This window comes from Streptomyces anthophorae, from assembly GCF_049310305.1.
GTDB lineage: Bacteria > Actinomycetota > Actinomycetes > Streptomycetales > Streptomycetaceae > Streptomyces.
The window spans coordinates 6,919,722-6,940,422 of sequence record NZ_JBLWQQ010000001.1; the positions used below are offsets into that span (position 1 = coordinate 6,919,722).

At 71.4% G+C, this 20,701-nt stretch carries 18 protein-coding genes; 11 read left to right on the plus strand and 7 right to left on the minus strand.

What is annotated here, in order from left to right:
- Window positions 1-158 precede the first annotated feature (158 nt).
- The 3 genes from ACNYS0_RS31430 (at window position 159) to adhE (ending at window position 5,195) form a co-directional block, all read left to right on the plus strand.
- Entirely contained in the window at window positions 159-1,091 is a 933-nt protein-coding gene (locus tag ACNYS0_RS31430; RefSeq protein WP_422478350.1) for a slipin family protein, read from the plus strand.
- Window positions 1,092-1,321: 230 nt separating this feature from the next.
- Window positions 1,322-2,404, plus strand: a complete 1,083-nt coding sequence (locus ACNYS0_RS31435; protein ID WP_422478352.1) for a S1 family peptidase — start codon at window positions 1,322-1,324, stop codon at window positions 2,402-2,404.
- A gap of 175 nt (window positions 2,405-2,579) precedes the next feature.
- Window positions 2,580-5,195, plus strand: coding sequence for a bifunctional acetaldehyde-CoA/alcohol dehydrogenase (gene adhE, locus ACNYS0_RS31440; protein ID WP_422478354.1), 2,616 nt, complete (start codon window positions 2,580-2,582; stop codon window positions 5,193-5,195).
- A 28-nt stretch (window positions 5,196-5,223) separates the two neighbouring features.
- Here adhE and ACNYS0_RS31445 read toward each other — a convergent pair whose 3' ends face one another.
- Window positions 5,224-6,267 carry a DUF3533 domain-containing protein gene (locus ACNYS0_RS31445; RefSeq protein ID WP_422478356.1) on the minus strand — a complete coding sequence of 348 codons (1,044 nt, stop codon included), beginning with the start codon at window positions 6,265-6,267 and terminating at the stop codon, window positions 5,224-5,226.
- A gap of 200 nt (window positions 6,268-6,467) precedes the next feature.
- Between ACNYS0_RS31445 and ACNYS0_RS31450 the strand changes: the two genes are divergently transcribed.
- Both ACNYS0_RS31450 and ACNYS0_RS31455 read left to right on the plus strand, forming a co-directional pair.
- Window positions 6,468-9,956 carry a DNA polymerase III subunit alpha gene (locus tag ACNYS0_RS31450; RefSeq protein ID WP_422478358.1) on the plus strand — a complete coding sequence of 1,163 codons (3,489 nt, stop codon included), beginning with the start codon at window positions 6,468-6,470 and terminating at the stop codon, window positions 9,954-9,956.
- Window positions 9,953-10,975 carry a DNA polymerase Y family protein gene (locus tag ACNYS0_RS31455; protein WP_422478360.1) on the plus strand — a complete coding sequence of 341 codons (1,023 nt, stop codon included), beginning with the start codon at window positions 9,953-9,955 and terminating at the stop codon, window positions 10,973-10,975. Before ACNYS0_RS31450 ends, ACNYS0_RS31455 begins: the two co-directional genes overlap by 4 nt.
- A gap of 91 nt (window positions 10,976-11,066) precedes the next feature.
- Here ACNYS0_RS31455 and ACNYS0_RS31460 read toward each other — a convergent pair whose 3' ends face one another.
- Together ACNYS0_RS31460 and ACNYS0_RS31465 are read right to left on the minus strand one after the other, a co-directional pair.
- On the minus strand, window positions 11,067-12,017 hold the full coding sequence (locus ACNYS0_RS31460) for a lytic polysaccharide monooxygenase auxiliary activity family 9 protein (RefSeq protein WP_422478362.1): 951 nt from the start codon (window positions 12,015-12,017) through the stop codon (window positions 11,067-11,069).
- Window positions 12,018-12,196: 179 nt separating this feature from the next.
- Window positions 12,197-12,886: a response regulator gene (locus ACNYS0_RS31465; protein WP_422482827.1), complete on the minus strand. Its 690-nt coding sequence runs from the start codon at window positions 12,884-12,886 to the stop codon at window positions 12,197-12,199.
- A gap of 155 nt (window positions 12,887-13,041) precedes the next feature.
- Between ACNYS0_RS31465 and ACNYS0_RS31470 the strand changes: the two genes are divergently transcribed.
- Genes ACNYS0_RS31470 through ACNYS0_RS31485 form a run of 4 tightly spaced genes read left to right on the plus strand, consistent with a single transcriptional unit; the run spans window position 13,042 to window position 16,556 of the window.
- The gene (locus tag ACNYS0_RS31470; RefSeq protein ID WP_422482828.1) at window positions 13,042-14,025 is read left to right on the plus strand and encodes a Bug family tripartite tricarboxylate transporter substrate binding protein; all 984 of its coding nucleotides are present in this window, start codon (window positions 13,042-13,044) and stop codon (window positions 14,023-14,025) included.
- Window positions 14,022-14,570, plus strand: coding sequence for a tripartite tricarboxylate transporter TctB family protein (locus ACNYS0_RS31475; RefSeq protein WP_422478364.1), 549 nt, complete (start codon window positions 14,022-14,024; stop codon window positions 14,568-14,570). Before ACNYS0_RS31470 ends, ACNYS0_RS31475 begins: the two co-directional genes overlap by 4 nt.
- A 4-nt stretch (window positions 14,571-14,574) precedes the next feature.
- Window positions 14,575-16,083: a tripartite tricarboxylate transporter permease gene (locus ACNYS0_RS31480; RefSeq protein ID WP_422478366.1), complete on the plus strand. Its 1,509-nt coding sequence runs from the start codon at window positions 14,575-14,577 to the stop codon at window positions 16,081-16,083.
- Entirely contained in the window at window positions 16,080-16,556 is a 477-nt protein-coding gene (locus ACNYS0_RS31485) for a GNAT family N-acetyltransferase (RefSeq protein WP_422478368.1), read from the plus strand. Before ACNYS0_RS31480 ends, ACNYS0_RS31485 begins: the two co-directional genes overlap by 4 nt.
- A 10-nt stretch (window positions 16,557-16,566) precedes the next feature.
- Here ACNYS0_RS31485 and ACNYS0_RS31490 read toward each other — a convergent pair whose 3' ends face one another.
- A complete protein-coding gene (locus tag ACNYS0_RS31490; RefSeq protein ID WP_422478370.1) occupies window positions 16,567-16,704 on the minus strand; it encodes a hypothetical protein in 138 nt (45 codons plus the stop codon).
- A gap of 108 nt (window positions 16,705-16,812) precedes the next feature.
- On the opposite strand from ACNYS0_RS31490, the gene ACNYS0_RS31495 reads away from it, so the two are divergent.
- Window positions 16,813-17,436 (plus strand): class I SAM-dependent methyltransferase, encoded by a 624-nt coding sequence (locus tag ACNYS0_RS31495; protein ID WP_422478372.1) that lies wholly within the window; start codon window positions 16,813-16,815, stop codon window positions 17,434-17,436.
- A 60-nt stretch (window positions 17,437-17,496) separates the two neighbouring features.
- Here the strand turns inward: ACNYS0_RS31495 and ACNYS0_RS31500 are convergent, their stop codons facing one another.
- Together ACNYS0_RS31500 and ACNYS0_RS31505 are read right to left on the minus strand one after the other, a co-directional pair.
- Complete coding sequence (locus ACNYS0_RS31500; protein ID WP_422478374.1) at window positions 17,497-18,006, minus strand: ribonuclease FAU-1 family protein; 510 nt, start codon at window positions 18,004-18,006, stop codon at window positions 17,497-17,499.
- Complete coding sequence (locus tag ACNYS0_RS31505; RefSeq protein WP_422478376.1) at window positions 17,978-18,919, minus strand: GNAT family N-acetyltransferase; 942 nt, start codon at window positions 18,917-18,919, stop codon at window positions 17,978-17,980. The genes ACNYS0_RS31500 and ACNYS0_RS31505 overlap by 29 nt, the downstream gene beginning before the upstream one ends.
- Window positions 18,920-18,990: 71 nt before the next feature.
- On the opposite strand from ACNYS0_RS31505, the gene ACNYS0_RS31510 reads away from it, so the two are divergent.
- The gene (locus tag ACNYS0_RS31510) at window positions 18,991-19,356 is read left to right on the plus strand and encodes a GntR family transcriptional regulator (RefSeq protein WP_422478378.1); all 366 of its coding nucleotides are present in this window, start codon (window positions 18,991-18,993) and stop codon (window positions 19,354-19,356) included.
- A gap of 185 nt (window positions 19,357-19,541) precedes the next feature.
- Here ACNYS0_RS31510 and ACNYS0_RS31515 read toward each other — a convergent pair whose 3' ends face one another.
- Window positions 19,542-20,636, minus strand: coding sequence for a DUF5925 domain-containing protein (locus tag ACNYS0_RS31515; protein ID WP_422478380.1), 1,095 nt, complete (start codon window positions 20,634-20,636; stop codon window positions 19,542-19,544).
- Window positions 20,637-20,701 lie beyond the last annotated feature (65 nt).

Here is a 20,701-nt window from a genome sequence, read left to right on the forward strand (position 1 = left end):
CCGCTCCACCCCGTCGTACGTTTCGCAGTCGCAGCCAGCAGTGGGAGCCCCCGTCCGGCCATTTCGGCCGGGCGGGGGCTCTCCCTAAGTGCCCCTTACGGGATTACCTTCGAAGTACACGCCTTTTGCGCCCACTTCGGACCCTGGGGGGCCGTGAGATGGTCGAGGAACTGGTGACGGCGGGAGTGGCCGTCGCATGTGCCGGCGGGGTCTACGTGATGTCCGCGGCGCGGGTCGTCAAGCAGTACGAGCGCGGGGTGGTGTTCCGGCTCGGCCGGCTCACCCGGTCCGTGCGCGGCCCGGGGTTCACGATGATCGTGCCGTTCGTGGACCGGCTCCGTAAGGTCAACATGCAGATCGTGACGATGCCGGTGCCCGCGCAGGACGGCATCACGCGGGACAACGTCACGGTGCGGGTGGACGCCGTCATCTACTTCAAGGTCGTCGACGCGGCCGAGGCCGTGGTGCAGGTCGAGGACTACCGGTTCGCGGTGTCCCAGATGGCGCAGACCTCGCTGCGCTCCATCATCGGCAAGAGCGACCTCGACGATCTGCTGTCGAACCGGGAGAAGCTCAACCAGGGCCTGGAGCTGATGATCGACAGTCCGGCCGTGGGCTGGGGCGTGCAGATCGACCGGGTCGAGATCAAGGACGTGTCGCTGCCGGAGACGATGAAGCGCTCGATGGCCCGGCAGGCCGAGGCGGACCGTGAGCGCCGGGCCCGCGTCATCAACGCCGACGCCGAGCTTCAGGCATCGAAGAAGCTCGCCGAGGCGGCCGGCGTGATGTCCGACCAGCCCGCCGCGCTGCAACTGCGGCTCCTTCAGACGGTGGTGGCGGTCGCGGCCGAGAAGAACTCGACGCTGGTGCTGCCGTTCCCGGTCGAGCTGCTGCGCTTCCTGGAGCGGGCCACGCCGGGGGACGCGGAGCACGCGGCGCGCTCCGCCGTCACCCAGCTCGCCGAAGGGACGCTGCCGGGGCTGACCGAAGCGCGGGCGCAGGCCCCCGTGTTCGAGGAGAAGGGGGCGGCGGAGGCCCCCGAACCCGCCGTGAGCGGTGGGCAGGCGGGGGCGAAATCCGGACAGGACTAGACCTCACCCTCCGCCCATCCCCGGGTGCCCGGAGTGTTTGCAATGGGGATCGACGTGCGGCGCGGGGGCGCACCGAAGGAGTGAAGGGCGTTCGACGTTTGGCGAACGCGCGTCCGGAAGTCGACCTTGTGTGTTCCCTGTGACGGTCGGGATAGTGGCCCAGTCAGCCTCACGGATCCGGTCCGTCCCCACTCGAACCGGTATCCCAACCCCCCACAGGAGGACGTGAGTTGAAGCACCGACGCATACCCAAGCGGCGTGCCGCCGTGGTCGGAGCGGGAATCTTCGCCCTGGCCGCAGCGGGCATCACCTTCCAGACCGCGAACGCCAGCACCGACGCTCCCGATCTGACGCCCCGGACGCTCTCGATCGCCAAGGCCGGAACTCTCGCCTCGAGCCTGACCAAGGACCTGGGCGCGGAGTCGGCGGGCAGCTACTACGACGCCAAGACCAAGCAGCTCGTCGTCAACGTCCTGAACGAGGACGCGGCGCAGACGGCGCAGGCCGCCGGCGCGAAGGCCAGAGTCGTCCAGAACTCGCTGGCCGAGCTGAAGGGCGCGCGGACGACCCTGAAGCAGGACGCGACCATCCCGGGCACCTCCTGGGCCGTCGACCCCGCCACCAACAAGGTCGTCGTCACCGCCGACCGCACGGTCAAGGGCGCCGACTGGAACCAGCTCACCGGCGTCGTCGAGAAGCTCGGCGGCAAGGCCGAACTCAAGCGCAGCCAGGGCGAGTTCAAGCCGTTCGTCGCGGGCGGCGACGCCATCACCGGGGGCGGCGGCCGCTGTTCCCTCGGCTTCAACGTGACCAAGGGCGGCGAGCCGTTCTTCCTCACGGCGGGCCACTGCACCGAGTCCATCTCCACGTGGACGGACTCCAGCGGCCAGGAGATCGGCACCAACGCCGACTCCCAGTTCCCGGACAACGACTTCGGGCTCGTGAAGTACGCGTCCGGCGTCGACCACCCCAGCGAGGTCAACCTCTACAACGGTTCCGCGCAGCAGATCACCAAGGCCGCGGAAGCGACCGTGGGCATGAAGGTGACCCGCTCCGGCTCCACCACGCAGGTGCACGACGGCACGGTGAAGGGCCTCGACGCCACCGTGAACTACGGCAACGGCGACATCGTCAACGGTCTCATCCAGACCGACGTCTGCGCCGAGCCCGGTGACAGCGGCGGCTCGCTCTTCTCGGGCGACTCGGCGATCGGCCTCACCTCCGGCGGCAGCGGCGACTGCACGTCCGGCGGCGAGACGTTCTTCCAGCCGGTGACGGAGGCGCTCTCCGCCACGGGCACGGAAATCGGCTGACCGGCTGACGCCTTCGGGCCCCGCCCCCGGGAGACCGGGGGCGGGGCTCTTTCGTGGTGTCCCGCCCCCGTAGGGACTTTGGTCCCGCAGGTCAGGGCCGTTCTCCGCCCCTTCAGCGGAGCGTAAAGGTGTGGAATTGAGGCATCAGCGAAAAGGCACGAAAAGGGAGCCTGCCGTGGATGTCGTGGATGACGTGGATGTCGAGGGGGCGGTCGACGAACTGGTCGCCGGAGCACGCGAAGCGCTCGCGGTGTTCGAGATGTACGACCAGGAACAGGTCGACCACATCGTCAAGAAGGCGTCGCTCGCGGCGCTCGCCCACCACGGCGACCTGGCGAAGGCCGCCGTCGAGGAGACGGGCCGCGGCCTGTTCGAGGACAAGGCGGTCAAGAACCTCTTCGCCTGCGAGCACGTCGTGAACTCGCTGCGCGGCCTGAAGACGGCAGGCGTGATCTCCCGCGACGAGCTCAGCGGCATCACCGAGATCGCCGAACCGGTCGGCGTCATCTGCGCGATGACCCCCGTCACCAACCCCACCTCCACCACGATCTTCAAGGCGCTGATCGCCCTGAAGACCCGCAACCCGATCGTCTTCGCCTTCCACCCCAGCGCCCAGAAGTGCTCCGCCGAGGCCGCCCGCATCGTGCGCGACGCGGCCGTCGAGGCCGGCGCCCCCGCGCACTGCGTGCAGTGGATCGAGGAGCCGTCGATGGCGGCGACGGGCCTTCTGATGAACCACGAGGGCGTCTCCACGATCCTCGCCACCGGCGGGAACGCCATGGTCAAGGCCGCCTACTCGTGCGGAAAGCCCGCCCTCGGCGTCGGCGCGGGCAACGTGCCCGCGTACGTCGCGAAGGACGCCAAGCTCCAGCGCGCCATTCACGACATCGTGCTCTCCAAGGCCTTCGACAACGGCATGATCTGCGCCTCCGAGCAGGCCGTCATCCTCGATGCGGAGATCTACGAGGACGGCATCGCCGAGCTCCAGCGGCTGAAGGCGCACGTGGTGACGGCCGCGGAGAAGGCCAAGCTGGAGGAGTTCGTCTTCGGCACCACCGCCCACGGCAGCGACTGCGCGGGCGCCAAGCTCAACGCGTCCGTCGTCGGCAAGTCCGCGACCTGGATCGCCGAACAGGCCGGATTCGAGGTCCCCGAGGACACCTCGATCCTCGTCGCCGAGTGCGCCGAGGTCGGCCCGGACGAGCCGCTCACCCGCGAGAAGCTCTCCCCGGTCCTCGCCGCCCTCAAGGCCCGCGACACCGAGCACGGCATCGAACTCGCCGCCCAGATGGTCGAGTTCAACGGGCTCGGGCACTCCGCCGCCATCCACACCGAGGACGAGGAGCTGGCCGAGGAGTTCGGGCGCCGCGTCAAGGCGATCCGCGTCATCGTCAACTCGCCCTCCACCTTCGGCGGCATCGGCGACGTCTACAACGCCTTCGTCCCGTCGCTGACGCTCGGCTGCGGCTCCTACGGCCACAACTCGGTCTCCAACAACGTCTCCGCGGTCAACCTCGTCAACATCAAGCGGATCGGGCGGCGCAACACCAACATGCAGTGGTACAAGATCCCGCCGAAGATCTACTTCGAGCGGGGCGCCGTCAAGTACCTCGCCGAGATGGACGACGTGCACCGCGTCACCGTCGTCACCGACAAGACGATGGGCGCCATCGGCTTCGTACGGAAGATCAGCGACATCCTCAACTCCCGCCCCACAGCGGTGACTTTGCAGGTCATCGACAACGTCGAGCCGAACCCGGAGCTGGCCACCGTGCAGGCGGGCGCCGCCGCCATGCGGGACTTCGAGCCGGACACGATCGTCGCGCTCGGCGGTGGTTCGCCGATGGACGCCGCGAAGATCATGTGGCTGATGTACGAGCACCCGGAGATCGAGTTCGCGGACACCAAGGAGAAGTTCTTCGACATCCGCAAGCGGGCCTACACGTTCCCGCAACTGGGGGAGAAGGCGAAGCTCGTCGCGATCCCGACCACCTCCGGGACCGGCTCCGAGGTCACCCCCTTCGCCGTCATCTCCGACCCGGCCGCCGCCCAGAAGTACCCCCTCGCCGACTACGCGCTCACCCCGAACGTCGCGATCGTCGACCCGACACTGCCGATGGACCTGCCGCCGACCGTCACCGCCGACTCCGGCTTCGACGCGCTGACCCACGCCACCGAGGCGTACGTCTCCGTGTACGCGAACGACTTCACCGACGGCCAGTGCCTCCAGGCCATCAAGCTCATCTTCGAGAACCTCGAAGCGTGCGTGAAGGACGGCGCCAAGAACCCCGAGGCGCGCGAGAGGATGCACAACGCCTCCACCATCGCGGGCATGGCCTTCGCCAACGCCTTTCTCGGCCTCGTCCACGCGATGGCGCACACCCTCGGCAACACCTTCCACGTCGCGCACGGCCGCACCAACGCGCTGCTTCTGCCGCACGTCATCCGGCACAACGGCACCGTCTCGTACAAGGCGACGCCGTGGCCGAAGGCCGAGACGTACCGGGCGCCCGAGCGGCTCCAGGACATCGCCAAGATGCTCGGCCTGCCCGCCGCCACCCCCGAGGAGGGCGTGGAGTCGTACGCGAGGGCGGTCGAGGAGCTGCGCGAGCGGTGCGGCATCCCGGCGTCGTTCCGGGCGGAGGGCGTCGACGAGCGGGCGTTCATGGAGGCCCTGCCGCAGCAGGCCATGAACGCCTACGCCGACCAGTGCGCGCCCGCCAACCCGCGGATGCCGATGATCGACGACATGAAGCGGCTGATGCGGCAGGCGTACTACGGGGCCGAGTAGCACCCCGCGCCGCGCCCGCCGCCTCGTGTCACGACGCGGCGGGCTCCGCCGTCGGCTCGGGGCGCACGCCGCGGCGCTTCTCGCGCAGGCCCGACACCAGCAGCGTCACCAGCACACCCGCCACGGCCCAGGCCGACAGGACGAGCAGCGACTGGGTGAGGTCGTTGCCCTTGAAGTAGGCGATGGAGCGGGCCGCCCAGGTGCCCGCGCCCGGTGGCAGCCAGGGGCCGATCGCCTGCCAGAACGGCGGCAGCATCGGCAGCGGGAAGGCGCCGCCCGCGCTCGGGTTGCCTGCGACGACGACGATCAGCACCGCGAGACCGATGCCGACGATGCCGGCCAGCTCCACCAGGGCGAGGGTGATCGCCCCGACCGCGAAGGTGATGAGCGCGCCGAGCCCGGCAAGGCCCCAGAAGGAGCCCGGCAGCGCGCCCAGGATCGAGTCGCCGATGATCAGTGAGCCGCCGATGCCGCCCACGACCGCGAAGACCGCGAGCGAACCGAGCCGGATGGCGGCGCGCTGCGGGCTCGCCGGCTTGGACCCGGCGCTGATCGACATGATCGACGCGCACAGATAGCCGCCGACGCACCAGCCGACGACGAGGTAGAAGGCCGAGAGGCCGTCGAAGTCCTGCGCCGACGCCGGCGCCACGTCGACGGTCTTCACCGTGCGCTGCTGCTGGGCGTCGATCGTGGTGGCCAGGCCCTCAAGGGCGGACGCCAGGACGGTGCCGCCGCCGGACGCGACGTAGAGGGTGTCCTGCGCGCCCTTCGCCTTGAACACCAGGGCGCCGTCGATCTCCCGGTTCAGGATCTGCTCGCGCGCGCTCTTCGCGTCGTCGACCACCCGCGCGTCGAGCGGGGAGCCCGGCAGCTTGTCCAGCTGCTGCGCGAGCTGTTTCGCCGCCGCGGGCTGCGGCGCGACGACGCCGAACGCGACGTCCTTCGGTTTCGGATTGTGCAGCGCCCCCACGTAGGAGGTGATGAACAGGAGCTGGAGAGCCAGGACACCGATGACGAGGAGCGCGGCTCGGGGGGTGACGGCGTTCTTGAACTCTTCGGCGAACTTCATGCCTCAACGCTCGGGCGCAGCCCCGGGTCATGCAGTCGGGGAGGGCCGAACGGGTGGGGCGGGTTCCTGGGTGGCCGGATTCCGGGTGGCCGTTTCGACTCGCACAAGTATTCGAACATGGTTTACGGTGAGGGCATCGGCCCTGATGGGGCTGGTGTGGCAGGTCGTACAGAGGGGGGAGTAGTGGCGAGGTGGTTCGGATGCGGGGCTTTACGCATCTGCACACCGCCTCAGGCTTCTCCCTTCGGTACGGGGCCTCGCACCCGGACGCGCTCGCCGAGCGGGCCGCCGAGCGCGGCCTCGACGCCCTCGCCCTGACCGACCGGGACACCCTCGGCGGCGCCGTCCGCTTCGCCAAGGCCGCGGGCCGGGCCGGCATCCGCCCGCTGTTCGGGGTGGACCTCGCGGTGGCCGGGCCCCCCGAGAGAGCCGCGGCGGCCGAGCGCACCGAACGGCGGCGCGCACCGGCCAGGGGCGGCGCCTTCGTCGACGAGTCGGCGCAGCGCGTGACGTTCCTCGCACGGGACGGCGCGGACGGCTGGGCCGAACTGTGCCGGCTCGTCACCGCGGCCCACCGCGACGCGGGGGACGGCCGCCGCCCGCTGCTGCCGTGGGACGTACTGGGGGCGGACCACGTCGTCGTACTCCTCGGCCCCGACTCGGACGTCGGCCGCGCGCTCGCCGCGGGCCGCCCGGACCGCGCGGCCCGGCTGCTCGCGCCCTGGCGGGAGCGGTACGGCAGCACGGCACTGCGCATCGAGGTCGTCTCCCACGGCCTGAGCGGCACAGGACCCGGCTCGCTGCGCCATGCCGCCCGCGCCCTCGGCTTCGCCGCGGACCAGGGGATCCTCCCCGTCCTCAGCAACGCCGTCCGCTACGCCGACGCCGGACAGGGGCCGGTCGCGGACGTCCTCGACTCCGCGCGCCGCCTGGTGCCGATCGACCCGCGCGGCGCCCTCGACAGCGGCGAACGCTGGCTCAAGCCCGCCGCCGACATGGCCGCCATCGCCCTGAAGGTGTCCGAGGCCGCCGGCTACCGCGAGAACACCGCGCGCCGCCTCCTCGCCGTCACCGAGGACACCGCCGCCGCCTGCCGCGTCGACCCCGAGGACGACCTGGGGCTCGGCCGCGTCCACTTCCCCGAACCGGACCTTGTCGGCGCCGCCCGGCGCACCCCCGACCGGGTCCTTCGCTCGCGCTGCGACGCCGCGATGCTGTCCCGCCGCTACGACTACAAGCGCCGGTACTGGGAGCGTCTCGAGGACGAGCTGGGCCTGATCGAACGGCTCGGCTACGCCTCGTACTTCCTCACCGTCGCCCAAGTGGTCGCCGATACACGCGAGTTGGGTATCCGGGTCGCCGCGCGCGGCTCCGGTGCGGGCTCACTCGTCAATCACCTCCTCGGCATCGCCACCGCCGACCCGGTCGAACACGGGCTCCTCATGGAGCGCTTCCTGTCCGAGCAGCGCATGGAGCTGCCCGACATCGACATCGACGTGGAGTCCGCCCGCCGCCTGGAGGTCTACCGGACGATCCTGGACCGCTTCGGACCCGAGCGGGTGGCCACCGTGTCCATGCCGGAGACCTACCGGGTCCGCCATGCCGTACGGGACGTGGGCCTCGCCCTCGGCATGGAACCGGCCGAGGTGGACCGGCTCGCCAAGTCCTTCCCGCACATCCGCGCCCGCGACGCCCGCTCCGCGCTCCAGGAACTCCCCGAACTGCGCGGCATCGACCCCGAGGCGCACGGCGGGAGCCGGATGTGGGACCTGGTCGAGGCGCTCGACGCGCTGCCCCGCGGGATCGCCATGCACCCGTGCGGGGTGCTGCTCTCCGACACGTCCCTGCTGCGCCGCACCCCCGTCGTGCCGACCAGCACCGAGGGCTTTCCCATGTCCCAGTTCGACAAGGAGGACGTGGAGGACCTCGGGCTGCTCAAGCTCGACGTCCTCGGGGTGCGGATGCAGTCCGCGATGGCGCACTCCGTCCAGGAGATCGAGCGGGTGAGCGGCCGCCGCATCGACCTGGACGATCCGGCGCAGGTGCCGCCGGGCGACCCGAAGACGTATCAACTCATCAAGTCCTCGCAGACCTTGGGCTGTTTCCAGACCGAGTCGCCGGGCCAGCGCGATCTGCTCGCGCGGCTGCTGCCCGAGACCTTCCACGACCTGGTCGTGGACATCTCGCTGTTCCGCCCGGGGCCGGTCGCGGCCAACATGGTCGACCCGTTCATCAAGGCACGGCACGGAAAGCAGGCGCCCGCGTACCCGCATCCGGATCTGAAGGAGGCGCTGGAGGAGACGTGCGGCGTGGTCGTCTTCCACGAGCAGATCATCAGGATGCTGCACGTCATGACCGGGTGCGGCCTCGCCTTCGGCGACTACACGCGGCGGGCCCTGTCGAAGGCGGACCAGGTCGGTCGGGTGCGCGCCTGGTTCGAACAGCGGGCCCGCGGGCGCGGCTACGAGGAGGAGGTCGTGGCGCGGACCTGGGAGATCATCGAGGCGTTCGGCGCGTACGGGTTCTGCAAGGCGCACGCCGTCGCGTTCGCCGTGCCCTCGTACCAGTCGGCGTGGCTGAAGGCGCACCACCCGGCCGCGTTCTACGCCGGGCTGCTCACGCACGACCCCGGCATGTACCCGAAGCGGCTGCTGCTCGCGGACGCGCGGCGGTGGGGGGTGCCGGTGCTGCCGCTCGATGTGAACGCGTCGGATCCGGCCTATCGAATCGAACTGGTGTCTGACGTAAATGGTGGAGAGGGGGCATCTTTGGTGCACGGCCTCCGGCTCGCGCTCGGCGATGTGCGCGGCATGAGCGAGGCCGAGGCGGAGCGGATCGTGACGGGGCGCCCCTATGTCTCGCTCCAGGACTTCCTCTCCCGCGCCCGCCCGTCCCGGCCGGTCGCCGAACGGCTCGCGCAGGTCGGCGCGCTGGACGCCTTCGGGCGCAACCGGCGGGACCTGATGCTGCACATCGCCGAGTCGCATCGGGGCCAACGAACCGGCGCACAGGGGCAGTTGGCGCTCGGTGAGACGGGGGAGGCCCCCGCCGAGGTGGCCCCCGCCCAGCTCCCCGACCTCGACGACGCCGAACGGCTCGGCGCCGAGCTCGGCGTGCTCGGCATGGACACCTCGCGCCATCTCCTGGGCGACCACCGGGAGTTGCTCGACGAACTCGGCGTGGCCTCCGCGCACCGGCTGAAGGACCTGCCGCACGGACAGGTGGTCCTGGTCGCCGGGGCGAAGGGCGCCGTGCAGACACCACCGGTCCGCTCCGGCAAGCGCGTCATCTTCACGACGCTCGACGACACCTCGGGCCTTGTCGACTGCGCGTTCTTCGAGGACAGCCACGACGCGGCCGCGCACACCGTCTTCCACTCCTGGCTGCTCCTCGTGCGCGGCGTGGTGCAGCGTCGCGGCGGCGGCAGCGGCAAGGCGCTCTCGGTCACCGGCTCCGCCGCCTGGGACCTGGCCGAACTCGCAGAACTGCGCCGCACCGGAGGCCTGTCGGCCGTCACCGAGCGGCTCACCGAGGAGCGCCCCGCTGCCGGCGGGGCGGCGGACGGCGGTCGCAGCATCCGCCTGGAGACGGGCTACGACCTGCACCCCTGGGCGGACCTCCAGCCACCCGGCGAATCCGTCAAGCAGAGCCGCAAGTTGTGGCACCAGAGTCCGGGGAGCGCGGGATGACGAGGGAGAGCGAGGAGCAGACGGCGGTGTCGGGTTCAGTGTCGGCGCCGGTGTCGCAGATTCTGTACGTCCACTTCCACGACCTGGCGGACGAGAAGCTCTACCTCCGGCTGCTCGGCCTGCTCGCCGAGTTCACGCCCCTCGTGCAGGCGCTGCCGCCGGACGCCGCGTTCGCCGACGTCACGGGCAGCCTGCGCTACTTCGGCACGGACGCGCCCGCTCTGGCCGAGCGGATCCGGGCCCGTACCGGAGGCCTGTACGGGCTCCGCTCCACCATCGGCGTCGCCGCCAACCCGATGCTGGCCCGCATGGTCGCCGTCGACGGCCCGCCCTCGGCCGTCCGCGAACTCCCCGACGACCTCGACGCGGTCACCGCCTTCCTCGCCCACAAACCGGCCGCCGCCCTGCACGGCGTGGGGCCCGCCACCGCCCGCACCCTGTCCTCGTACGGCCTCGACAGCGTCGGCCGGATCGCCGCCGCGCCGCTCGGCACCCTGCAACGGATCCTCGGCGCCGCGGCGGGGCGCAAGCTGTACGACGCGGCCCGCGGCCTCGACCCGACGCCGGTGGTCCCGGCGGCCCCGGCCCGCTCGATCCGCGTCGAACACGACTTCCCGCAGGACGAGTTGGACCGCGACCGGCAGCGCGCCGCACTGCTCGCGCTCACCGACCGGCTCGGCCTGCGGCTGCGCGCCGAGGAGCAGACGACCCGCTCCCTCACCCTCACCGTGCGCTACGCGGACCGCAGCACGACCACGCGCACCCGCACCCTGCGTGAGGCGTCCGCCCATACCCCGACGCTGACCTCGCTCGCGTACGAGCTCCATGAGCGGCTCGGGCTGCAACGGGCCCGGGTCCGCTCCTTCGCGCTGCGGGCCGAGCAGCTCGTCGCGGCCGAACTGGCCCCCCGCCAGCTCCTGTTCGACCCGACCGACGAGCGGGACCGCCGCATCGAGGCCGCCGTCGACTCCGTCCGGACCAAGTTCGGCCCCGACGCGGCGCGACCGGCGGCGGCCTGAGCCCCTGCATTTCAAGCCCCTGCGGCGATTGAGCAGCGGGGCCCGGGGCAGAGCCCCGAGACGTCAAGCACGGCGACCTGAAAGACGCGGCTCAGCGGCCGTGACGGCCACCCGCGGCGCGACGCCGCATCGACGCGAACAGCCCCGCCGCCCCGATCGCCAGCGCCGCCGCGCCACCCATCGCGATGTACGGGGTCGTGGAGTCGCCACCCGTCTCCGCGAGGTTCTGCGAACCACCTTGCGCGGCAGGCGCGTTGGCGTCACCCGCGGCGGGCGACGCCGACTCGTGGGTCTCGTGCGCGTCGTCGCCCATGTCCATCCCGCTGTGGTCGACGGTCGACTTGTCGGCGTCCGCGGCGATCTGCTGGTCCGAGGGCTCGGACGCGGCGGAGGCCGTGGACGCGCCGCCGTACGTCACGTCCGAGCAGGAGTAGAACGCCTCCGGGCTGTCCGAGCGCTGCCAGATCCCGTAGACCAGCTGACGGCCCGTGCGGTCCGGGAGCTTCCCGGAGAACGTGTAGTAGCCGCCCGAAGCCGTCGGGTCCGTCTTCGTCGCGACCGGGTTCTCCAGGTCCAGGTCGGACCACTTCAGCGGCTTCGACGGGTCGTAGCCCTGCTTCGTCATGTAGAGGTTGAAGGTGCCCTTGTGCTGGGCCGTCACCTTGTACTTGAAGGTGTACGAGCCCGCCGAGACCTTCGTCGCGGGCCAGTCGTCGCGGGCCAGGTCCATGCCCTTGAACTCCTCGGAGTTCGCCGAGCACAGCTTGCCGTCCGGGATGTTCTCCTGGTGCTTGCCGGCCGCCTCGCCGTCCCGGATGCCGTTCCAGTCGTACAGGGCCTGCGGGCCGCCCTCGGCGACCGCCGCCTTGCACGCCGCCGACGTCGGGCTCTCGGCGCCCTCCGCGTAACAGGCGGCCACCCGGCTGGCCGGATCGCCGAGCGTGCCGTGCGCTGCCGCCGGCGTCGCGGACAGGGCGGTCAGCGCGAGGGGGATCGCGCCGACCGTGGCGAACGCGGTGACCTTGCGTCGGGATGCGGGCATGGGGGTGCTCCTTGCTCGAGTGCATTGGGGGTTGCGGCAAGGAAGTTAGCCCGAAAAAACGCCCTGTCAGGCCCCTGGGAGCGCTCCGAGTGGATCTTTATGGCCCCCTTAAGACGCCACTCAGACTCCCCTCAGGACACCCCGTCGAAGCGCCCCTCAGAACACCCCTGCGACGCCCTTCAGGACACCCACCGGTACCGCCGCTCGGGACGCCCCGTCCCGCCGTACCGCAGCGACACCCGCGCCCGCCCCGTACCCGCGAAGAACTCCAGATAGCGGCGCGCGCTCACCCGCGACAGCGTGCCCGCCTCCTGCGCGCACTCCGTCGCCGAAAGCCCCGCCGGATGCGCCCGCAGCGTCCGCTCCACCAGATCCGCGGTGTGCGCCGCGAGCCCCTTCGGCAGCTCCCGCGAACCCGGCGGACGGGCCCCGAAGATCTGGTCGACGTCCTCCTGGCGGGCCTCGTCGAGATCGTCGAGGCGGGTCCGCAGCGCCGCCACATGCCTCAACTGCTCCTGTAGCGCCGCCTGGTTGAACGGCTTGATCAGATAGTGCAGCGCCCCCGCACGCAGCGCCGCCCGCACCACCTCCGCGTCCCGCGCCGCCGTGATGAACAGCGCGTCCACCGGCGTCCGGCCCGCGTCCCGCTCCTCCGCGGCACGCAGCGCACGCAACACCTCGATGCCGTCCATGTCCGGCAAATACACGTCGAGCAGCACCAGATCGGGCCGCAGCGACTCGGCCGCGCGCAGCGCCTCCGCGCCGCTGTGCGCCACCCCGGCCACCACGAACCCGTCCATCGCGGACACGTACCGGCTGTGCAGCTTCGCGACCATGAAGTCGTCGTCCACGATCAAGACTTTGATCAAGACCTTTGTCACTGGCGCAGAGTAGGTGCGCGACCAGAACGACCACAACGTTCGTTGCTTGCGGAAGGGAGACAGCTTGTTAACGCGTGGGCAACATGTGGGCCACCTCACAACCAACCCACCGTCAAAACGAACCCAAGAAGTAGGTGGCACACGTGCGCCTGCGCACACCCCTCGCCCTGCTCGGGGCCGCGCTGCTCGTCCTGGTGGCGCCGCCGCTGCTCACCACGGGCAGCGGCGCCGACACCGGCACCCAGATCCCCGGCCTGCGCCTCATGGTCCCCAACACCCCCGGCGGCGGCTACGACATCACCGCACGCACCGCCGCCAAGAACGCCGAGGACGCCGGACTCACCCACAACATCGAGGTGTTCAACCTGCCCGGCGCCGGCGGCACCGTAGGCCTCACCCGCCTCGTCGGCGAACACGGCAACGGCAAGCTCGCCATGTCCATGGGCCTCGGCGTCGTCGGAGCCGCCCGCTCCAACCACTCCCCGAAGACCCTCGCCGACACCACACCCATCGCCCGGCTCACCGAGGAGCCCGATGTCGTCGTGGTCGCGAAGGACTCCCCGTACAAGAACATCAAGCAGCTCATCGACGCCTGGAAGAAGAACCCCGGCAAGCTGCCCGTCGGCGGCGGCTCCTCGCCCGGCGGCCCCGACCACCTGGCCCCCATGCTGATGGCACGCGCCGCCGGCATCCAGCCCAAGAAGGTCAACTACGTCCCGTTCGACGGCGGCGGCGAACTCCTCGCCTCCATCCTCGGCAACAAGGTCGCCTTCGGCGTCTCCGGCGTCGGCGAATACCTCGACCAGATCAAGAGCGGCGAACTGCGCCTCCTCGCCGTCACCGGGCCCGAACGCGCCCCCGGCCTCGACGGACCCACGCTCAAGGAGTCCGGCTACGACGTCGACTTCACCAACTGGCGCGGCATCGTCGCCCCGCCCGGCCTGTCCGGCGCCGAACGGGACAAACTCACCCACCTCGTACGGAAGCTGCACGCCTCCAAGGAGTGGAAGAAGTCGCTGAAGACGAACGGCTGGGACGACGCCTTCCTCGTCGGCGACGACTTCGGGACCTTCCTCGACGCCGAGGACAAGCGGGTCGTGTCCGTACTGAAGGAGCTTGGCCTGTGAACCCGGTAGAGCCCGCGACCGCCACCGACACCCGCCCCGACGAGGGCACGCGCACGTCCTGGCTGCGCGCACACTCCGAACTCGGCGTCTGCGTACTCCTCCTGGTGCTCGGCGTGCTCGTCCTCACCGACGCGCTCACCATGAACGTCGACATCGCCCAGCGCGGACCCGTAGGACCGAAGACCGTCCCCGTCGTCGTCGGCATCGGCCTCCTCGCCGTCGCCGTCCTGCTCGCCGTCGACGTCCTGCGCGGCGGCAGGGGAGAGGCCGAGGCCGGCGAGGACATCGACCTGTCCGAACCCGCCGACTGGCGCACCGTGCTGCTGCTCGCCGGCGTCTTCCTCGCCACCGCCGTCCTCATCGAACCGCTCGGCTTCCCGCTCGCGGGCGCGCTGCTGTTCTGGGGCGCCGCGTACGCGCTCGGCAGCCGCCACCTCACCCGCGACCCCCTGATCGCCGCGGGCCTCTCCCTGCTCACCTTCGTCCTCTTCAACAACCTGCTCGGCGTGCCCCTGCCGGGCGGCCCCCTGATGGGAGTGCTGTGACCCCATGAACGCCCTCAACTCCCTCCTCGACGGCTTCGGCACGGCCCTCACGCCCATCAACCTGCTCTGGGCGGCGATAGGCGTCCTGCTCGGCACCGCCATCGGCGTCCTGCCCGGCATCGGCCCCGCCATGGCCGTCGCCCTGCTCCTCCCGGTCACGTACGGACTCGAACCCACCGGCGCGTTCATCATGTTCGCGGGCATCTACTACGGCGCCATGTTCGGCGGCTCGACGACCTCGATCCTGCTCAACACCCCGGGCGAGAGCGCCGCCGTGGTCGCCGCCATGGAGGGCAACCCCATGGCGAAGGCCGGACGCGGCGCACAGGCCCTCGCGGCCGCCGCCGTCGGACACTTCGCCGGCGGCATGATCGGCACGATCCTGCTGGTCGCCCTCGCCCCCAAGGTCGCCTCGCTCGCCGTCGACATCGGCGCGCCCGACTACTTCGCCATCATGGTCCTCGCGTTCATCGCGGTGACCTCGGTCCTCGGCTCCTCCCGCGTACGCGGACTCGCCTCGCTCCTCATCGGCCTCACCATCGGCCTGGTCGGCCTCGACCAGATGACCGGCCAGCAGCGCCTCACCTTCGGGTCCCTGCAACTCGCCGACGGCATCGACGTCGTCATCGTCGCGGTCGGCCTCTTCGCCATCGGCGAGGCCCTGTGGGTCGCCGCCCACCTGCGCCGCACCAGCGGCGAGGCGATCCCCGTCGGCCGCCCCTGGCTCGGCGGCTCCGACGTGAAGCGCACCTGGAAGTCCTGGCTGCGCGGACCGCTCATCGGCTTCCCGTTCGGCGCGATCCCCGCGGGCGGCGCCGAGATCCCCACGTTCCTCTCCTACGTCACCGAGAAGCGCCTGTCCAAGCACAAGGACGAGTGGGGCAAGGGCGCCATCGAAGGCGTGGCGGGCCCCGAATCGGCGGCCTCGGCCTCCGCCGCGGGCACGCTCGTCTCGATGCTCACCCTCGGTCTCCCGACGACCGCCGTCGCCGCGGTCATGCTCGCGGCCTTCCAGCAGTACGGAATCCAGCCCGGGCCGCTCCTCTTCGAACGCGAACCCGAACTGGTCTGGGGCCTCATCGCGTCCCTCTTCGTCGGCATGGTCCTGCTCCTCGCCCTGAACCTCCCCCTGGCCCCGGTCTGGGCGAAGCTGCTGCGCATCCCCCGCCCGTACCTCTACGCCGGCATCCTCTTCTTCGCGGCGGTCGGCGCGTACGCCGTCGGCGGCGAGGCCATCGACCTCGTCATCCTGCTGATCATCGGCCTCATCGGTTTCGGCATGCGCCGATACGGACTGCCCGTGCTGCCCGCCGTCATCGGCGTCATCCTCGGCCCGAACGCCGAGCAACAGCTGCGCCGCGCCCTCCAGATCAGCGACGGCAGCGTCAGCGGCCTGGTCAACACGCCGTTCTCCGTGACGGTCTACGCGGTCGTCCTGCTCATCGTGGCGTGGCCGCTGCTCAAGAAGCTGGTGGTGCGCGGAAGGGGAAGTGACGTAGACAGGACGGCATGACCAACGACAGCGCAGAACCCGCGATCCGCCGGGCGACGGCCGCGGACGTGCCCGCCGTCAAGGCGGTCACGGACGCGGCGTACCACCACTACATCGCCCGTATCGGCGTCGTACCGGCACCCATGGAGGCGGACCACGCGGCGAACGTGGCGGCGGGCCTGGTGCACGTCACGGGCGATCCCGACGTCACCGGCCTGGTCGTGGTCGAGGCCCGCCCCGACCACCTCTTCCTCGACAGCATCGCGGTCCATCCCGACGCCCACGGGCAGGGGGTGGGCCGCCGCCTGCTCGCCTTCGTGGACGAGCACGCGCGCGTACTGGGCCTCCCGGAGGTGCGGCTCTACACGAACGCCCTCATGTGGGAGAACCAGGAGCTGTATCCGCGCTACGGATACGAGGTCGTGGAGCGCCGTACGGACGGCCCCTACGACCGGGTCCATTACCGCAAGCGGCTGGGTCTGGGCGGCATCTGACCGGCCCCGCTCACTCGTCGGGCCACCAGGTCTTGCGGACGTCCTTGCGCACTTCCGGACGCTCGCGCTTGGCCTCGGCCGCGTCCTCGCGCAGCCGACGGCTGATGCTGCTCGATCCGGTCGGCTTGTGCATGGTCACTCGGCGCATGGTGCCTCCTGTACCTACACGGTTTCCAACGTGGTGCCGTTGTAGACCTGTTCCCGGAGGGTCCCCCTTCGAAGCGCAATTGTCAGTGGCGGTTGTCACGATGGGGGCATGACGACATGTGGGGGAACGGCCGAGGGGCCGATCGAGGGGCCGATCGACTGGGACGCGGCCGCCGACGGCTTCGACGAGGAGCCGGATCACGGGCTGCGGGACCCGGAAGTCCGTGCGGCCTGGGCCGGACGGCTCGCGGAGTGGCTGCCGGAAGACGCCTGTGACGTGGTCGACCTCGGGTGCGGGACGGGCAGTCTGTCACTCCTCGCGGCCGAGCGGGGGCATCGGGTGACCGGGGTGGACAGCGCACCGGCCATGCTCGAACACGCCCGCCGCAAGCTCGCGGGGCGTGACGCGGAGTTCCTGCTCGGCGACGCGGCGCGGCCGCCGGTGGAGCAGGGGGCGTACGACGTGGTGCTGGCCCGGCACGTGCTGTGGGCGCTGCCCGACATGGGGGCCGTGCTGCGGCGCTGGGTGTCGCTGGCGCGGCCCGGTGGGCGGCTCGTCCTGGTGGAGGGGGTGTGGGGTGAGGTGAGCCCGGCCGGGATACCGGCGGCGCGGCTCGCGGAAGCGCTCGCGCCGCTCGTCGCGGACGTCCGCCGCGAGCCCCTGTCCGGGGACGCGCGGCTGTGGGGGCGGGAGGTCGCGGACGAGCGGTACGCGGTGGTCGCTGTTACGTGAGCGGTCAGCGGTCAGCGGTCAGCGGTCAGCGGTCAGGGGTCAGGGGTCGGCGGTTAGTGGTTAGTGGGCGAGCAGGGCGGTGAACTCGTCCTGCTTGGCGAGGAGTTCGAGGTCGTCGAGGGCCTGGACCGCGTTCCGCGCGGCCTCCGGGTCGCGCTCGGTGAGGCCGCTCTCGGCGAACTCGTCCTCGTCCAGGCGGATCACCTGCTCTCCGTCCGCCGACACCCACAGGTCGAGGTCGAGGTCTTCGCAGCGGATGTCGCCATCGGCGGTGCGCACGGCGGGGCGGGCGATGTCGCAGTACCAGCCCTTGAGCGAGCCGTCCGCCGCGCGGACCTCCTTCACGGAGTACCAGCGGTCGCGCCAGTAGTGCTCGGTGAAGACATCACCGGGGGCGAACTGGACGAAGCCGAAGTCGCGTACGCCGTCGCCCGCCCACGGGGCGCGGACCGTGATGCGCGTGCCGTCGTCGTGGAGGAGCTCCACCGGGTAACTGATCTTCGTACGGCCCGCCTTGACCAGGTGGACCCGGAGGGCGCCGTCAGTGGGCGGGGGCGAGGGTGCGGACATGGCGGATCTCCGTCGCGTCGAGTACGTAGCCGAACCACTTGTTGATCGCGAGCATCGGCTCGTTTTCGGTGTCGTTGCCCGTGTACGCCACCGTGATGCCGGCGGCGCGGGCCCGGTGCAGGGAGTCGTTCTTGGCGAGCTTGGCGAGGCCCCGGCCGCGGAAGGCGCGGGCGGTGCCGGTCATCCCCGACACGTAGCGGCCTTCGCCGTCGGTGAGGGCCGCGGTGAACGCCGCGGGGGTGCCGTCCACGAGCGCCACCGTGGTCAGCTCGTGGTTCAGCAGCGGCTGTCGCCAGGTGTCGCTCAACCACTGCTCGTAGTCGGTGAGTTCCGACTGGATGTCGCCCGGTTCGTCGGAGGTGGCCTCGGAGTCCAGGTCGAAGAGGGGGCGGGGGTCCGCCGCGTAGGCGGAGGCGGTGCGCAACTCCACGTTCGGCGGCAGCGCTTGGCGGGGCGGGAGGGCACCGCCGGTGAGGTCGAGGCGGAGGAAGTGGGCGCTGCGGCTCGCGCGGTAGCCGCGGGCGGCGGCCCAGGCCAGGTTGCGCGGGGCGTCCAGGGCCCAGCAGTGCGCCTCCGTCGCGCCGTGCTGGGCGAGGTGTTCCTCCGCCGTGCGCAGGAGGAGGCTGCCGGCGCCGCGGCCGGTGCGTTCCGGGTGGACGTACACGTTCGCGTAGCCCTGGCCAGGCTGCGGGCTGTCGTACGCGAGGCCCACCTGGGCGGTGCCGATCACCTCGCCGTCGCCGGTCTGGGCGATCAGCTGGCGGTAGCGGGCGGCCGGGTGGGCGTGCGCGGCTTCGTACGCGACGGAGGCCGGGGTCGCGAGCATGGCGGGCAGGCAGGCGCGGCGGATACGGGCGAAGGCCTCGGTGTCGGCCGAACTGCCGAGGTCCAGCGCACGCACGATGACGGTCATGGGGGCGCACGCTACGCGCCGCGCGCTACCGGGTGCCTCCTATTTTTCGGTGCTGCGGGAGAATCGGCCGCGTGACCTTGAAGATCCGTATTGACGACAGTGGCGCGCCGTACGAGCAGGTGCGGGCCCAGATCTCCGAGCTCGCCCGGTCGGGGGTGCTGCCCGTCGGGTACAAGCTGCCCACGGTGCGCGGGCTCGCGGAGGAACTCGGGCTCGCCGCGAACACGGTGGCCAAGGCGTACCGGGCCCTGGAGACGGACGGGGTGATCGAGACGCGGGGGCGCAATGGAACGTTCGTCGCGGCGGCCGGGGACGCGGCGGAACGGGAGGCATCGGTGGCGGCGCAGACGTACGCGGAACGGGTCCGCCGCCTGGGCCTCTCGGAGGACGCGGCCCTGTCCGCGGCCCGGGACGCACTGCGCGCGGCGTACGCGTAGCCGGGGCCGCCTTGCCCACCCTGCCGCCCAAGGCGGTGGCGGCCAATCGTCGCGGGTGGCCAAAATCAAGCCCCTGCGGCGATTGAGCAGCGGGGTACGGGGCAGCGCCCCGATCTTTTCCAGCCCCGCCGGCGATTGAGGCGCGGGGTCCGGGGCGGAGCCCCGTGGCGTAGGGGGACGAGGGCCTAGAGGTACAGGCCCGCCTCCGACCCGCCCCGTGGATCCGGCACCGCCGTCGGAGACACCCCGCGCCGCAGCGCGTACAGCTCCGCCAGGGTGGCGCCCTCGCGGCCCACCCCCTCCTCCGTCCCCAGCCACTCCGTGGCCTCGCGGCGCGTCAGCGGGGAGACCTCGATACGGGCGAGGCAGCGGCCGGGCCGGACGACGGCCGGGTGGAGCCGCTCCAGGTCCTCGTTCGTGGTGACCCCGACCAGGACATTGCGGCCCTGCCCGAGCAGCCCGTCCGTCAGGTTCAGCAACCGCGACAACGCCTGCCCCGCCGTGTGCTTCGCCTCCCCGCGGATCAGCTCGTCGCAGTCCTCCAGGAGCAGCAGCCGCCAACGCCCGTTCGCCGAACCGTCGTCCTCGCCGATCGCGATGTCCATCAGGTAGCCGACGTCCGAGAAGAGCCGCTCGGGGTCCAGGACGCAGTCGACCTGGCACCAGTCCCGCCAGGACCGCGCCAGCGTCCGCAGCGCCGACGTCTTGCCCGTGCCAGGCGGCCCGTGCAGCAGGAGCAGTCGGCCCGCGATGTCCTCGGGGCGCGTCTTCATCAGCTCGTCCATCGCCTCGGCGACCGGCGCCGTGTAGTTGGGCCGCACCTCCTCCCACGTACCGGCCGAGATCTGCCGGGTCGTGCGATGCGGGCCGCGGCGCGGGGACACGTACCAGAAGCCCATCGCCACGTTCTCCGGCTGCGGCTCGGGCTCGTCGGCCGCGCCGTCCGTGGCCTGCTTCAGGACCTTCTCCGCCAGCTCCGCCGTCGTCGCCGTCACGGTGACGTCCGCGCCCCTGCTCCACCGGGAGACGAGCAGCGTCCACCCGTCGCCCTCGGCGAGCGTCGCGCTGCGGTCGTCGTCGCGCGCGCAGCGCAGCACCCGGGCGTTCGGCGGCAGCAGTGTCGCCGCGGAGCGCACCCGGTCGATGTTCATCGCGTGCGAGAAGGGCTGCTCGCCCGTGGCGAAGCGGCCGAGGAACAGCGCGTCGACGACGTCGGAGGGTGAGTCGCTGTCGTCGACGCCCAGCCGGACCGGCAGCACGTCGAAGGGGTTCGCAGACATGCCGCCATGATCCGACACGAACGGGTCTCCCGCACGCAATTTCCGCAGCGCGCCCCCGCCCCGTA

What these genes read in the sequence shown, in the direction of transcription:
- ACNYS0_RS31500 (WP_422478374.1), bottom strand. Translation starts at nt 18,006, where the DNA reads ATGTCCGCACCCTCGCCCCCGCCCACTGACGGCGCCCTCCGGGTCCAC.
- ACNYS0_RS31505 (WP_422478376.1), bottom strand. Translation starts at nt 18,919, where the DNA reads ATGACCGTCATCGTGCGTGCGCTGGACCTCGGCAGTTCGGCCGACACC.
- ACNYS0_RS31490 (WP_422478370.1), bottom strand. Translation starts at nt 16,704, where the DNA reads ATGCGCCGAGTGACCATGCACAAGCCGACCGGATCGAGCAGCATCAGC.
- ACNYS0_RS31445 (WP_422478356.1), bottom strand. Translation starts at nt 6,267, where the DNA reads ATGAAGTTCGCCGAAGAGTTCAAGAACGCCGTCACCCCCCGAGCCGCG.
- ACNYS0_RS31480 (WP_422478366.1), top strand. Translation starts at nt 14,575, where the DNA reads ATGAACGCCCTCAACTCCCTCCTCGACGGCTTCGGCACGGCCCTCACG.
- ACNYS0_RS31485 (WP_422478368.1), top strand. Translation starts at nt 16,080, where the DNA reads ATGACCAACGACAGCGCAGAACCCGCGATCCGCCGGGCGACGGCCGCG.
- ACNYS0_RS31460 (WP_422478362.1), bottom strand. Translation starts at nt 12,017, where the DNA reads ATGCCCGCATCCCGACGCAAGGTCACCGCGTTCGCCACGGTCGGCGCG.
- ACNYS0_RS31430 (WP_422478350.1), top strand. Translation starts at nt 159, where the DNA reads ATGGTCGAGGAACTGGTGACGGCGGGAGTGGCCGTCGCATGTGCCGGC.
- ACNYS0_RS31455 (WP_422478360.1), top strand. Translation starts at nt 9,953, where the DNA reads ATGACGAGGGAGAGCGAGGAGCAGACGGCGGTGTCGGGTTCAGTGTCG.
- ACNYS0_RS31515 (WP_422478380.1), bottom strand. Translation starts at nt 20,636, where the DNA reads ATGTCTGCGAACCCCTTCGACGTGCTGCCGGTCCGGCTGGGCGTCGAC.
- ACNYS0_RS31495 (WP_422478372.1), top strand. Translation starts at nt 16,813, where the DNA reads ATGACGACATGTGGGGGAACGGCCGAGGGGCCGATCGAGGGGCCGATC.
- ACNYS0_RS31450 (WP_422478358.1), top strand. Translation starts at nt 6,468, where the DNA reads ATGCGGGGCTTTACGCATCTGCACACCGCCTCAGGCTTCTCCCTTCGG.